This is a genomic window from Streptomyces sp. NPDC003035 (assembly GCF_042888285.1).
GTDB lineage: Bacteria > Actinomycetota > Actinomycetes > Streptomycetales > Streptomycetaceae > Streptomyces.
Genome location: NZ_JBIAPJ010000011.1, coordinates 111336 through 124573 on the forward strand (window position 1 = coordinate 111336; position 13238 = coordinate 124573).

The 13238-nt window shown below is 71.1% G+C and carries 13 protein-coding genes and 1 pseudogene; 6 read left to right on the top strand and 8 right to left on the bottom strand.

All coding sequences use genetic code 11. The annotated features are described in order from the left end of the window. Positions 1-35: 35 nt before the first annotated feature. The 3 genes from ACFYV5_RS30725 to ACFYV5_RS30735 form a co-directional block, all read right to left on the bottom strand. Positions 36-572: a CbrC family protein gene (locus tag ACFYV5_RS30725; RefSeq protein WP_389173741.1), complete on the bottom strand. Its 537-nt coding sequence runs from the start codon at positions 570-572 to the stop codon at positions 36-38. A 58-nt stretch (positions 573-630) separates the two neighbouring features. After that, on the bottom strand, positions 631-2367 hold the full coding sequence (locus tag ACFYV5_RS30730; protein WP_389174012.1) for an immunity 49 family protein: 1737 nt from the start codon (positions 2365-2367) through the stop codon (positions 631-633). Between the two features lie 256 nt (positions 2368-2623). Next, positions 2624-2758, bottom strand: a complete 135-nt coding sequence (locus tag ACFYV5_RS30735; protein WP_355112876.1) for a hypothetical protein — start codon at positions 2756-2758, stop codon at positions 2624-2626. A gap of 444 nt (positions 2759-3202) precedes the next feature. Here ACFYV5_RS30735 and ACFYV5_RS30740 point away from each other — a divergent pair, with 444 nt between their 5' ends. After that, on the top strand, positions 3203-3520 hold the full coding sequence (locus tag ACFYV5_RS30740; RefSeq protein ID WP_389173742.1) for a hypothetical protein: 318 nt from the start codon (positions 3203-3205) through the stop codon (positions 3518-3520). A 148-nt stretch (positions 3521-3668) separates the two neighbouring features. On the opposite strand, the gene ACFYV5_RS30745 is transcribed toward ACFYV5_RS30740, so the two are convergent. Further along, on the bottom strand, positions 3669-3932 hold the full coding sequence (locus ACFYV5_RS30745; protein ID WP_389173743.1) for a hypothetical protein: 264 nt from the start codon (positions 3930-3932) through the stop codon (positions 3669-3671). A 113-nt stretch (positions 3933-4045) separates the two neighbouring features. On the opposite strand from ACFYV5_RS30745, the gene ACFYV5_RS30750 reads away from it, so the two are divergent. Further along, the gene (locus ACFYV5_RS30750) at positions 4046-4474 is read left to right on the top strand and encodes an ATP-binding protein (protein WP_389173744.1); all 429 of its coding nucleotides are present in this window, start codon (positions 4046-4048) and stop codon (positions 4472-4474) included. A gap of 306 nt (positions 4475-4780) precedes the next feature. On the opposite strand, the pseudogene ACFYV5_RS30755 reads toward ACFYV5_RS30750, so the two are convergent. Both ACFYV5_RS30755 and ACFYV5_RS30760 read right to left on the bottom strand, forming a co-directional pair. Next, positions 4781-5086: pseudogene (locus ACFYV5_RS30755) on the bottom strand (hypothetical protein); the annotation flags it as partial. 199 nt (positions 5087-5285) lie between these two features. Next, positions 5286-5618, bottom strand: coding sequence for a hypothetical protein (locus ACFYV5_RS30760; RefSeq protein ID WP_389173745.1), 333 nt, complete (start codon positions 5616-5618; stop codon positions 5286-5288). Positions 5619-6872: 1254 nt separating this feature from the next. Here ACFYV5_RS30760 and ACFYV5_RS30765 point away from each other — a divergent pair. Further along, positions 6873-7019 (top strand): hypothetical protein, encoded by a 147-nt coding sequence (locus ACFYV5_RS30765; protein WP_389173747.1) that lies wholly within the window; start codon positions 6873-6875, stop codon positions 7017-7019. Positions 7020-7187: 168 nt separating this feature from the next. On the opposite strand, the gene ACFYV5_RS30770 is transcribed toward ACFYV5_RS30765, so the two are convergent. Further along, positions 7188-8252 carry an alpha/beta hydrolase family protein gene (locus ACFYV5_RS30770; RefSeq protein WP_389173749.1) on the bottom strand — a complete coding sequence of 355 codons (1065 nt, stop codon included), beginning with the start codon at positions 8250-8252 and terminating at the stop codon, positions 7188-7190. Positions 8253-8444: 192 nt separating this feature from the next. Between ACFYV5_RS30770 and fusA the strand changes: the two genes are divergently transcribed. Together fusA and yidD are read left to right on the top strand one after the other, a co-directional pair. Next, positions 8445-10535 (top strand): elongation factor G, encoded by a 2091-nt coding sequence (gene fusA / locus ACFYV5_RS30775; protein WP_389173751.1) that lies wholly within the window; start codon positions 8445-8447, stop codon positions 10533-10535. Between the two features lie 97 nt (positions 10536-10632). Continuing rightward, positions 10633-11082, top strand: a complete 450-nt coding sequence (gene yidD / locus ACFYV5_RS30780) for a membrane protein insertion efficiency factor YidD (RefSeq protein ID WP_389173753.1) — start codon at positions 10633-10635, stop codon at positions 11080-11082. 403 nt (positions 11083-11485) lie between these two features. On the opposite strand, the gene ACFYV5_RS30785 is transcribed toward yidD, so the two are convergent. Then, a complete protein-coding gene (locus tag ACFYV5_RS30785; protein ID WP_389173755.1) occupies positions 11486-12157 on the bottom strand; it encodes a 1,4-alpha-glucan branching protein in 672 nt (223 codons plus the stop codon). Between the two features lie 129 nt (positions 12158-12286). On the opposite strand from ACFYV5_RS30785, the gene ACFYV5_RS30790 reads away from it, so the two are divergent. Then, positions 12287-13213 (top strand): glutaminase, encoded by a 927-nt coding sequence (locus tag ACFYV5_RS30790; RefSeq protein ID WP_355112889.1) that lies wholly within the window; start codon positions 12287-12289, stop codon positions 13211-13213. The last annotated feature ends 25 nt before the right edge of the window (positions 13214-13238 follow it).

The following is a 13238-nucleotide window of genomic DNA, read 5'->3' on the forward strand; positions in this document are numbered from 1 at the left end:
TCACGCTCGGGGCATCGTTCGAACCCGCATGGGACCTATGCGACGTCGGAGTAGGCGAGGTGGGTCGCGCAGCCACGGCACCGGAACAGATACGCCGGTTGGTCATCTTTGTCCAGCGAGCCGAGGTAGTGCTCGACCTGATCCGACGGCCAGCCCCAACCGTTCATTTCCTGTCGTAGTGTCTCCAGCGCGTCAGGGTGAGCGGCGAGTTCGGCGAGCCCGACACGGCCCAGAAACGCGGCGCCTTCGCCACAGTGGAAGAACCACTGGGGCTCCTGCAACGCTGAGAAGCCTGGGGTACGCCTGTCGACTGCCGAGAAGACCTCAAGAGGTACGTCGTCGCCCAGGCAAGTCCCTGCCGTGAAGTGCGCGTCAAACAATTCGGCGGCGCTGCCGCTTGCGATGCACCATGGGCACAGTCGGTCCTTGAGGTCTTCGACGGCGTAGACCGGGCCCGTGTAGATGTACCCGCGTCCGCGCCCACAGCAGATGCAGGTCACATCTGAAGGCACAACCACGCCCGTGGCGACGGGGTCGGGGTGGTACGGGAACTCAGGAAGCCGCTCAGTCACAACCGTGACCGTAACAGTCGTCACGGACGGTCAGTCCTCCCGACCATAAAGAACAAGCTTAGAAGGGTTCGGCGGCCCGCAGGAGGCTCTGTGGGAGGTAGGGGGATTCGACGCGGATGGTCCAGCCGCGGCGGCGGGCGTGGCAGGCGAGGGCGAGGATGTCGAGGTTGATGGAGACGTCCGGATCGTCGGCGCGGTCGGCGACCTGGTAGTAGTCGCGATGGGCTTCGAGCGCGTCGGCCAGGGCCAGGTTGAAGCTCTCCTCGTCCCCGTCCACGAGCTGCGAGAGCAGCACGGCCGGCGGCATGTCGAAGCCCCAGTCCTTGGCCTTCTCGGCCTGCTGCAGTGCCCGCTGCGCGGCCGGTTCGGGATCGGCGCCCTTCAGGTAGGCGTGGAGCGCCTCGCGGTACGCGGCGAAGGCGGAGCCGTCCGGACGGGCAAAGGCGGGGCCGGTGAGGACCAGCGGGGCGAGGTCCTCGCGTACGCCCGTGATCAGGGCGAAGGCGGTGGCCGCCTGCCAGCTGTGGGCACCGGCTTCCTCGCCCCGCTCGGCCGGGTAGCGCAGCGTGCGGCCGTCGATGGTCACCTCCACCTCGGTGCCCGGCTCCGCCAGGGCGATGCGGAACAGGGCCGCCCCCATCTGGGAGACCAGCCGAAGGGTCGTGAACTGGGCTTCCCTGACGCCGCCGGGGTCACCCGCGCGCCACTTGAAGAGGCGTTCCTGATCGCCCATGACCCAGCCGAGCCGCGAGACGGTGAGGGGCTTCCCGTCGACAGGCGTGAACGCCTCCCGGAGGTCCTCCTCGTACATGGCCTCGGTCTGTGGGTGCACGGTCCGCTCGCAGGCCGGCCGCTCCACCACCAGCGGGCCGGCGGCGAGCGCGGCGACCGCGTCCGGCCGCCGGTCCCGGCCGAATCCCGCGACCCGCGGGCCTCGGGTCTCGAAGCCGGTGATCAGGGCGTGCGGGAGGTAGTCGGTGTGGACGGCAGGCGTCCAGCCCAGGGTCCGGTACGCGAGCGCGGCAAGGGCGATGGGGACGAGCGGGAGAAGGCTGCTCGGGGAGGCTGAGGGGCCGTGCAGCGTGGTGTGCCTGACCAGGAGGTCGGCCAGCGCCGCGTCGAAGGCCTCCCGGTCCTCGGCGGCCAGGGCGCGCACCGTGCGCAGCGCCGTGCTGTCCGGCCGGTCCAGCAGCGGCTCGCCGGCCTCCTCGGCGCGGATACGGATCCGGTCCAGGGCCGCGTCGACGGCGGCGAGCTTGGCCTGCGCGCTCGGCGGGTAGTCCTCGTCGTCGCCGGTGTCGTCCAGGACCACGGCCGTCAGTCCTGTGGCGAGTTCGCCGACGGGCGTTCCCTGCGCCTGCTCGGCGAACTTCTGCCGGGCGAAGTGGAAGGCCTCGCCGTGCCACTTGGCCTTGTCCCTGAGGAGCGCCAGACACAGCGCGTCGATCCACTCCCCAGGCGTGACGCTCTCCTCGGGAGCATCCTCGCCCGGGTCGTAGCTCATGCCGAAGTTCACGTACTCCAGGAAGACCTGGAAGCTGCAGTGCGGGTGGTAGGCGGCGTAGGCGACGGCGCCGGCCGCGGCCTCGGAGGCGTCCTTGAGGGCGGCCTTGGCCTCCGGGGTGTCGAGGTCGGGTGCCTCGACGGAGAGGGCGCCCAGGTAGTCGAGGAACTCGTCGGCGATCGACTGCCACTCATAGGTGGCCATCCGGCCGGCCCGCGACATGGACCGCACCTGACCCCCGATTCGGTTCGTGAAGTCCTCTCGTGCCGCCGACACGACGGCCCCGCCCACGTGATGACGCTCTATCTGCACTGCCCTGCTCCTTGATCAAGTCCTGGGAACAGCTTAGGCGCCGGGTCTGACAGGGGGGTTCCTACTCGGCGGTGACGGGCTGGCATGGTGAGCGCCGCGCCCGGCCGGGAAGGGATGGGTGCGGCGTTGCGGGGACGATGACCACAAGGAGCTGGTCGCTGTCGAGGTCCATGACGACTCGGGCGTGGGTACGGCGGTTATCAGATGCCGCCGTTTAGCGCAGGTGTCGAACAGGTCACCGATCGCGTCGGGGTGGGTCGGCCTCGCCGACCCAAAGGCCGGAGGAGGTGAACGCCGGCACGGCGTCGCGGTGGGTGTTGAACACGACGACGTAGATGCCGTACCGGCCCAGCCCGAGGTCGTACGGCACGGGGGCCGGCGCGGCTCATGCGACCGCGTCCGCGAACTGGCCTCCAGGTCCGCGCGACCCACGAGGTCGAGGTCGTCGATGCCGTCGCCATGGAGAGTGCAGCCTGCCTGGGCGTACTCCAGTCGACGGGGCGGGCAGTGGGACGTCGAAGCGAAGTCGCCGTCGTCACGTGGCGGCAACGGGCTTTTCGGCAGCGCGATGCTGAAGCGCGGCTTCAAACAGCACACGTTGGCCGACGCGGTGAGCCCCATCTGATCGACAACATGCATGAGGCGCGGTCGGCGACCGCGGTCAGCGGGGCCTGTCCGATGGGTCACGTGAGGTGGCTCTTCTGTGGCCTAGTGTGTGGTGCCGAACGAGGGGGATCGCTTGTCGCGGTATACGGCTGAAGCCGACGCAGGCATGAAGGGGATCACCTTCCCTGCCTGGCAGGGAAGTCGCTATGTGACGCTCGCTGAGCTGCTGGTCCGGCTTGGCAGTTTCGGTCTGGGGCTGCGTTGGCGTGTTGAGTGCGATGAGAAGTGGGATCTCCCTGCGGAGTTGGAGCGCCTTTCCGCGGGCGACGGCATGGACACCCTGATGCTGCTCTCGTTGACAGCTCCTGATGTCCAGCTGATCGACGCTGAGGCCTGTGGGTTCGCTGAGGGCGTGCTGGTTGTGGTCCTGGCCGAGGTGGACAGTTCTTTGTGGGACGTCAGGGCCGCCGACGAGCGCGTGCTCAGCGAACTTCGGGGGCACTACCCGGGCGCTACGGACCTCTGAGCGGGGCCGTCACCCAGTACGGAGCCAGACGCGAGGAAGTGTTCAAGACTTGGGGACGAGGAGTGGTTGCCTGCTGGCAGGCGAAGGGACTTGAGTCTCCAGTAGGGGGAGACACAAAGGTGGGGGCATGGACGGTGACACGGCCCCGTCATTGTTGTGTCCGGACGCGCAGCCGCCCGCCCTCATATGTGTTGATCTCGGCTTCCAGCGCGACAGTGAGCATCCTGCGGGCGCGCTCGATGAAGGCGCCCTGCTCCGCGTTCATGCCGCTCGCGCAGTCGTCTGCACCGAGGTGGCGCCAGATCTCGCAGCAGCGCTCCATGGCGTCGGGGTCGGCGACGTGGCCGAAGGGGGTACCGGACCCTTGCCGCCTACGCGGACCGGCGACCACGATCGGTTCACCTCCGCTCATGGGGAGGGCACTTGGTGTGGGGCTCCTTCTCGGGTCGCTTCGGCAGCGCACGTTGAGTGAGTTGGTTTCTGGGCAGACGGAGACAAGCACCGTGGTCGGTGGAAGGAGAGACAGTGGCGCAGGATCCCTCACTGAGAGCTGTCGGGTGGGCTCGTTCGTTGCCGATCAGCAGCGGCGTGAAGACGGCAAGGGACTGGACGCGTGAGCATCTCGCGAAGCTCGGCTGGGAGCGGACCGCACCGGATCTGATGGACTCCGTCGTGCTGACCGTGTCCGAGCTGGTCACCAACGCCCATATCCACGCCCGCAGCGACGCCCAGCTCATTCTCACCTGGGACGAGGAATGCCTGCACGTGACCGTGCACGACGCGTCGCCGCAGGTGCCCGAACCACGCCACGCCGGTGAAGGAGCCACTGGGGGACGCGGAATGCTGCTCATCGACGCCCTCGCCGACGAATGGCAAACCTACCGCTGCCCCCGCGGCAAGGACGTCACGGCCTGCTTCCAACCACCTCCGCCCACCAGGGCCGACGGTTCGTAGGCTCGCCGTCGACCGCCCGGCGCGTATTCCACTCACTCGGGTACGGGGATCGCCCCCGTAAGGGCGCCCGTGCGGCGTCCTTACGGCTGTCCGCCCCGCCCCTGACAGGGCTGTGCGACCACGTGCGGTGTCCGCCGCTTGTCCGAGCCGGCGCCGACCTTCATACGCGGACGAAGGTGCCGTCGCCCGTGTCGAGGTGGAGTCAGAGGACCGGCGGTGTCGTGAAAGGACGATGTCCTCCCGGGCCAGGACGTGGACCAAGGTCAACAAGGCAGCGCGGGCATTGCCATCGGTGAAGGGGTGGAAGAACGCCACGTCGAGGTATACCCGGGCCGCCAGCGGGATGGCCGGGTCGGTCGTCTCGCGCAGGCAGGAAGCGAAGTCGGCCTGGGTGCGCGGTTCAGGCCGTAGCTCTCGCGGCCGGCCTTCGCGTAGGCGTCGTTCGCGCGGAACGGTACCTCTGCTTCTCCGAGGACCTCGCGCTGCCAGTCGGCCAGCAGGGCGAAGTTCAGTGGGGTGCGGCGTGCGGCATCGGCTCGGGTCAAGGTGTGGGCGGCGAGCAGACGCTCGGCGCGAACGGGGTCGCGCCGGCGCACCGGCCCTTCGCACCACGTCCGGAGCCCGTCGCTCGCAGGCGGAACCTTCCGGAGGACTGGTGCGTGTTGCCCGCAGGCCTCACGGCGCACGCGCAGCCAGATCGAAAGGCTGTCAGTAGCGGTCATGGAGATCCTCCAGGGCCACCCTCTCACGGTGGTCCCGGTAGGGGCGTGAAGGGTGAGGCCGACGGCGAGGTCCTCGCCGACGGATTCGATCAGCGTCCGTCCCGGGGTGACCCAGCTCTCGAACCGGCCGCCGATCGCGCTCTCCACTGCTCGCCCGGCTTCGGCTCGGTCCATCCGGTGGTGGTGAGGAACCAGCCCAGAACGATCGAGGCCTGCCCGTACCAGCCACCCTCCGCTCCCGAGTCCAGCGTGTGCGTCACGAGCCGGACGCAGGCCCGCTCCAGGTGCCAGCTGCGGTCCTCGGGTGAGGCGTCCGGCGGCGGCGCCAGCTCGACGAAGCGCTGAGCCGTCCGCTGCAACCACGCCCGCCACTCCAACAGCGCGGCTACGACGCGTGCTGCGGTTTCGTCAGGGGTCGTCACCGAGCTTGTCCCGCTGACCCAGCTACCGATGGGCCCGCCGTCGCGGTAGCACCAGTTCCATCCCCTGGCCCCGTTGCCGTATCGCTCCGGATGATGGCGTCCACCTGGCTTTCACACCAGCGTTCGCCCTGCCACCAGCCGGCCATACCGGAGAGCACCGGTGGCACCCACTCACGGACCAGCGAGCGGAGGTGGGACTCCTCGTCCTCGTCTCAGGCGAATGGGTGGCGGGTCGGGTCGAGTTCGTCCCAGTTCCGAATGCCGTCGTACGTGATGGGGGGCACGCGGTTCTGGGGGAAGGGCAGGACGTCACGGTTGTACGTCAGCGCTGGCCACTCTTCCTGTCCGATGTGATCGACCCACAAGTCTCGGCTCGAAGACCCCTGGGACGCGAACGGTTCTCCGGACCGCACCCGCACGGCGACGTCGATGACGGCGCGGGCGATGCCCTCCGCCGCGGCAGGCCCTGCCTGCGCCCAAGTCCGCAGGAGGTCACCAGGACACGCCCGAGGGCCTCCAGGGCGAAGGTGTCCTCGCACGGCTCGCCCGCGTCCGGGCCGGGCAGCGCGGTGACGGGGAGGACGATCCGTTCGGCGATGTCGATGAGCAGCTCGGGCATCCGCGGCTCGACGCCGGCAAACTCGCGGGCGGCGGCGGCGTCATCGATGTCGTCGGCTTTGACGGCTGGCTTCGGTCATCGGCGCCGACAGGCACCCGCACGGGACGGTGGACCGCATCATGCTCGAAACCGCGCCTTGCCCCGGCGCCCGTCCGGGCGCCGCTCGGGTCGTCTCGGACAACATCGATCACCGCACCTGACGAACCGCCCCCACCGTCGTACTCCTGCAGGCACGGCCGGACGGTGTAGTCACCGTTCACCATGGTGGTGTACGAGCGGTGGTTCGGCGCCGGAGGGGGCGCGGGACTCCCAAACGTCGCTCTTTACGTCGCCCGGCGTGGCCTTGCCCATGGAGTCATCGGCGGCCTTCTGTGCCTTCCTGGTGCTCATGATGGCGGTCGTCGGAATGATCCACGTCCGCGCATTCGTACGGCAGGCCGCCCGGTGGACCTGGCGTCCGTCAGGGGCGGCCAGCAGGTGCGACGCGACATACCGGCCCACAGGACGTCACCCTCGACGCTGCCTCCAAGGCCCTGAAGGCGCTCTCCGGCGGGCGCTCGGTCGCCCATGACCCCGCGACCGGCCGACTGACGGCGACCCGCCCGGTCCCGGGCGGCCGCAGCTTCGCCCGGCGCTTGGTGGTGCTGGTCTCCGGCGACACCACCCACTCCGTCGTCCACATCCGCAGCGCGCCCCGCTGGAACCTGTCGGCCTGGGACATGGGGCAGAGCACGACGAACGTCGAGGACTTCCTCACCAAGCTGGAGCGGAAGCTCCCCTGACAGACGTGCCCGAAGCGATGGAGGGTCGCCACCCGTGGCCGGGTGGCGGCCCTCCATTGTGGAGACTCCAGCCGCCGCTGGTTCAGCGACCTGTTCGTAGGCGGAGAATGCCCTTGGTGAAGGTCGGCGCCGGCGGGCCCGCCCCGTGTACGGTCGTCTGCTTTCGGCTCAGGGGCGGTGGAACCGCACCTCCGGGTGGGTCGGGTCCGGGCCGTCGAGGAGTGGTTGGTCCCTGTCCCGCAGGTGTTCGTCGAAGAAGGCGGCGACGTACGCGCGGGTGACGGCCACCGCGCGCTCGGCCGGGAGGTCACCGCCCGGGAGGCCGAAATGGCCCAGGATCACGGGCGCGTCGGAGAAGCCGAGGTGGTCGGCGCCGGCGACCGTCAGCCAATGCCTCTCACCGCTCAGGGCCGCCCACGTGGTGTCCCAGGAGGTGTCCTCGCCGCCCGGCCGGTGGAACTCGTCGGTGCCCAGCAGCAGGAACGGACGTCCGCCGAGCCTGTCGGCCGGCAGCGTGTCCCAGAACGTGCCGTCCATGTTCACTCCGGCGTCGATACGCCGGTCTGCGGCCATGGCGCTGACGGCGCTCGCGCCGCCGATCGAGTGGCCGGCCATGCCGATCCGCGTCCGGTCGATGGAGGACGCGTACCGCCAGGCGGGCCGCGGGCCGGTCAGCCGGTCCAGGACGAACCGGGTGTCGGCGGCCCGGGCCGCGGTCACCAGGTGGCCCTTGGACCAGTCGTTCTCCTCCATGACGGTGCAGGCCACGCAGGTCAGGGTGCGCCCGCCCGGCACCGACGTACCGGACGACTCGTAGGCGTGGTCGAGCGAGGCGACGACGTATCCGCGGGAGGCGAGGTCCACGGCGAGGCTGGTGAGGGTGAACCGCGGCATGCCGAAGCCGGGCGAGAGCACCACCAGCGGGTGCCGTCCCGGAGCAGGGCGTACATCCACCGTGCTGTGCGTACGGGCCCGCGCCACCTGCCGTACCGTCACCGGGTCCTCGATCGGCACGCCCTTCAGCAGCAGCCGGGCCTCCTCCTGGGTGGCGTACGGGGCGGGGCGGTCCGGCCTGTGCCGGGCGGTCGCGGGTCGGGCCGCGGGGTAGTGCAGGGTGACCATGAGTTCCCGGCCGTCGGCCTCGGGCACCCAGGGGTCGGTGCGGGAGCGGTCCACGAGGTGGAGGACGGAACTCCCCACCCCGTACGGCCCGGTGGGGGCCGGCAGCCTCATGCGTTCGGCCGGCCGGTCCGGAATGGTCGCGGAAGTGGCAGCGGAAGTTCCGGCTGCGCGGCCGCCACCGGACGCCCGTGACGAACTCCTGAGCCCACCCCTCTCCGGGGGCTCTCCTACGCCCGCTTCCGGGCCGCTTCGTCCGGGAATCGCGCCGCCCTTTTCTCGTATCACGTCGAAAGGCCCCGGGCCGTGCGTACCCACCTTCCCCTCTCCCTGCCCCACTCCCTGAACAGCGTCCGGAACCTGGGCATCCTCGCCCACGTCGACGCCGGCAAGACGACCGTCACCGAGCGGATGCTCTACCTCACCGGCGCCATCCACAAGCGCGGGGAGGTCCACGACGGCACGACCGTCACCGACTTCGACGCCCAGGAGCGCGACCGCGGCATCACCATCTTCGCCGCGGCGGTCAGCTGCGTCTGGGACGACCACCGGATCAACCTCATCGACACGCCCGGACACGTCGACTTCTCCGACGAGGTGGAGCGCTCGCTGCGCGTCCTCGACGGCGCCATCGCGGTCTTCGACGCGGTCGCGGGGGTCGAACCGCAGAGCGAGACGGTCTGGCGACAGGCCGACCGGCACCAGGTGCCGAGGATCGCGTTCGTCAACAAGATGGACCGCGCGGGCGCCGACCTCGACACCGCCGTGGCCTCGATCCGGGACCGCCTGCACACCGTGCCCCTCGTCGTCCAGCTGCCGATCGGTCAGGAGGACGGCTTCACCGGGGTGGTGGACCTCGTCCACCTGCGCGCGCAGGTCTGGGAGCCGGGCAGCGACACTCGTACGGAGGGCCCCGTGCCCGACGCCCTGGTGGAGGAGGCACGGCGGCGCCGCCGTGCCCTTGAAGAGGCGGTGGCCGAGCTCCATCCGGCCGCGCTGGAGGAGTTCTGCGAGCGGTCGGCGCTCGCCGCGCCGACGCTGACCGAGGCACTGCGTGATCTCACGCGGACCGGGGACGGCGTGGTCGTGCTGTGCGGATCGGCCTACCGCAACCGCGGGATGGAGCCGCTCCTCGACGCCGTCGTGTCCTACCTGCCCTCGCCGCTGGACGTACCGCCGGTCCACGGCGCCGTGGACGGCGGCGCGGTGGAGGAGCGGCCCGCCGACCCGGAGGCGCCGTTCGCCGCCCTGGTGTTCAAGGTGAACTCGACCGCCACCGGGCGGCTGACCTACCTGCGGGTGTACGCGGGGACCATCGGAAAGGGAGATGTCGTGCTCGACGTGGCCGCACGGCGCACCGAACGGATCGGGCGCATCCTGCGGGTGCAGGCCGACCGCAACACGGAGGTGGAGCGGGCCCGGGCCGGGGACATCGTCGCCGTCGTCGGCGTGAAGGACGCCCGGACCGGCGCCACCCTGTGCGCACCCTCGGCGCCCCTGCTGCTCGAACCGCCCACCGTCGCCGACCCGGTCGTCTCGGTGGCGGTCGAGGCCCGCAGGAGCCTCGACACCGACCGGCTGGCGTCCGCGCTGGCCCGGCTCGTCGAGGAGGACCCCTCGCTGACGGTCCGGACCGACCCCGAGACCGGCCAGACCGTGCTGTCCGGCATGGGCGAACTGCATCTGGAAGTCGCCGTGGAGAAGATCCGCCGGGCTCAGGGGCTGGACATCGGCGTCGGCAGGCCGCAGGTCGCCTACCGGGAGACCGTCGTCCGCGGCGTCTCGGGCCTGGTCCACCGCCACGTCAAACAGGAGGGAGGCGCGGGCCAGTTCGCCCATGTCGTCATCGACGTGGCGCCGCTGGACGCCGACACCGCTACGGCGGGCGAGTTCGTGTTCTCCTCCACCGTCACCGGTGGCCGCGTACCGCAGGAGTACATCCGCGCGGTCGAAGCCGGCTGCCGCGACGCCCTGGCCGAGGGCCCCCTGGGGGGCCACCCGGTGACCGGCGTGCGGGTGACGCTGACCGACGGCGCCACCCACTCCAAGGACTCCTCGGAGTTGGCGTTCCGTACGGCGGGGCGTCTCGCATTCCGCGAGGCACTGCGCGCCAGCGCGATGACGCTCCTGGAGCCGGTGGTCGAGGTCACGGTCACGGTGCCCGACAGCGCCGTGGGCGGCGTGCTCGGTGACCTGGCGGCACGGCGCGGCCGGGTCTCCGGCTCCACGGCACGGGCCGGTACGGCGGTGATCACCGCCACCGTGCCGCTGGCCGAGCTCTTCGGCTACGCGTCCCGGCTGCGCAGCCGCACCCAGGGCCGGGGCACGTTCACCACCCGGCCCACCGGGTACGCGCCGGTGCCGGCCGGCCTGGCCGCCGGTACGCCGTCCCGGTAGGCGCGCCCGACGGCCCGCCCTCCTCACGGGGGGCGGGCCCGTCCCGTACCCGTGCCTCGACGCGCACGTATCATCCGACGGACACGGAGGGGGAGACGTGACGTCATCGAGAGAGTCCCGGCAGGGCCGTCGCCGCAAGCGGCGCGAGAACGGGGACGAGGGCTGCTGCGCGGGCATGCTCGACACCTGCGTCGGATTCCGGCAGTGCTGCCCCGAGATGTGGCTGACCTTGCTACCGGCGCTGTTCCTGGCCCTGTTGCGCCCGTCGCCGGGCCCGCGCCGCGCGCCCGGCCGACCTCCGGCACCCGGTCGGCCGCCGGGGCGGATGGCCGGAGCGCTGTACACGGCCGTCCAGTACTACCGCGCCGAGATCAGCCCGAGCCGGCCGCCGTGTTGCCCGTACACCCCCAGCTGTTCCACGTACGCCGTGAAGGCGCTGGGCCGACACGGCGCGCTGCGGGGCGGGCGGCTGACGCTCGCTCGCCTGATGCGCTGCAGGCCGACGGCGGCCCGACGCCGGGGCTTCACGGACCCGGTACCGGACTGACCTCCGGATGGCTTCCGGACGACTCCCGGATGGCTTCCCGACGGCTTCCGGATGGCTTCCGGACGGCCTCCCCCGACGCCTCCGGACGCCCCGGACCGGTCTGCGGGCCGGCCAGGGCTGATGCCGGACCGGTCTCCCGACCACCTCGGGACCGATCCCCAGACGGTCTCCGGATCGACCTCCGGACTGGTCTCCGGGCTGGCCTCGGCGCTGTTCCCCGGGCCTGGTCCCGGACGGTCTCCGGATCGGCCTCGGGACTGGTCCCGGGCGGTCTCCGGATCGGCCTCGGGGCTGTTCCCCGGGCCTGGTCCCGGACGGTCTCCGGGCCGTCGGGACCGATCCCCCTCCCGACGGCCCCGCCGGCCGGCCCTCCGGCCGCGCGCCGTCGCCCCGTCGCCCGCGGTCAGCCGGCGTTCTCGCGCACGACGACGAACGCGCCGCGGCCACGGTCCCCGCCCGGACGCTCCCACTCGGCGGTGACCTCACCCCGGCTCCGCCCCCCGTCCTCCGCCGAGCCCTGCGCCCGGAGCACCCGCGTCACGGCGAGGGTCAGCGCGGCCCCGCCATCTGCCGTCCGCACCGCTAGTTCAGTCCCGTGCGGCCCGTCGGCGACGGCGTTCGGTCCGGACACGGGCGTGAGGCCGACCCCGTCGAACCGCCCGGTGACGGAGGGGTCCGGGGTGTCGGTCAGGCTCTGGGCCTGCGGCTCCGCACGACCTTCGAGCAGCGCCAGCAGCCGCTCCACGAAGACCGGGTCATGGATCCCGTCGTACACCCACCGCTTCCCGAGCACACCGTGCTCCGACGTCCCGACGAGGGCCTCATCGGCGCCGTCGAGCGGGGTACCGCGATAGGCCAGCGGCAGGTGGTACGAGACGGCCCGGTCACCGGAGCCGTCCGTGACGACCATGAACTCGATGCCCACCTCTCCCTGCGGATCGTCGAGCCGGAAGCCCCCGGCCTTCGCGAGCTCCGGCGCTCGCCCCGTGGCGACGTACCACGGTCGGGAGGGGAGCCAGGAGGTGAGCAGCTCCAGCTTGGTGGGGTTCATGGTGGTGCGATGAATGACAGCCATACCCCGTGAACTTTCCGCCTCGGTTCACGGTTCCCGTCACGGGAAACACACGGGCACCACCGGCGCCAGGCTCCCGTCGACCGGATACCGATACCCCTCGCGGCACGAGGATCCGGCGCGGACGGCACAATGAGGATCATGGTGCTGTCGTTCCAACCGGTCCTCGAGCGAATCGCCGAGGAGATCGAGGACCTCGTCGGCCGGGGCCGCCCCGCCGACTACATCCCGGCGCTCGCCGCCGGCGACCCGGGCCGGTTCGGGATGGCCGTCGCCGAACTCGACGGAACGGTGTACGGAGTGGGGGAGTGGCAACAGCCCTTCTCCACCCAGTCCGTCACCAAGGTGTTCACCCTCGCGCTCGCCCTCGCCCGGGAGGGCGAGACCCTCTGGGAGCACGTCGGCCGGGAGCCCTCGGGCAACCCCTTCAACTCGCTCGTGCAGCTGGAGTACGAGCACGGTATCCCCCGCAACCCGTTCATCAACGCCGGCGCCCTGGTCGTCACCGACCGGCTGCACAGCCTCACCGGCGACGCCTCGGGCCATCTGCTCGATCTCCTGCGCGCGGAGAGTGGCAACCAGGACCTCGACTTCGACCGGGATGTCGCCGCCTCGGAGACCGCGCACGGCGACCGCAACGCCGCGCTCGCCCACTTCATGGCCTCGTACGAGAACATCGCGAACCCTGTCCCGGTCCTCCTGCGCGAGTACTTCCGGCAGTGCTCGATCGAGGCGTCCTGCGCCGACCTCGCGCTCGCCACCGGCTTCCTGGCCCGCCACGGCATCCGCGCCGACGGCTCACGGCTGCTCACCCGCAGCCAGGCCAAGCAGGTCAACGCCGTCATGCTCACCTGCGGCACCTACGACGCGGCCGGGGACTTCGCCTACCGCGTGGGGCTGCCGGGCAAGAGCGGTGTCGGCGGAGGCATCATCGCCGTCGTCCCGGGTCGCTGCACCCTGTGCGTGTGGAGCCCCGGCCTCGACGCACGCGGAAACTCGGTCGCGGGCGTCGCCGCCCTCGACCGCTTCACCACCATCACCGGACTCTCGGTCTTCTGACCGGCTCGCCGACTCACCGGACTCA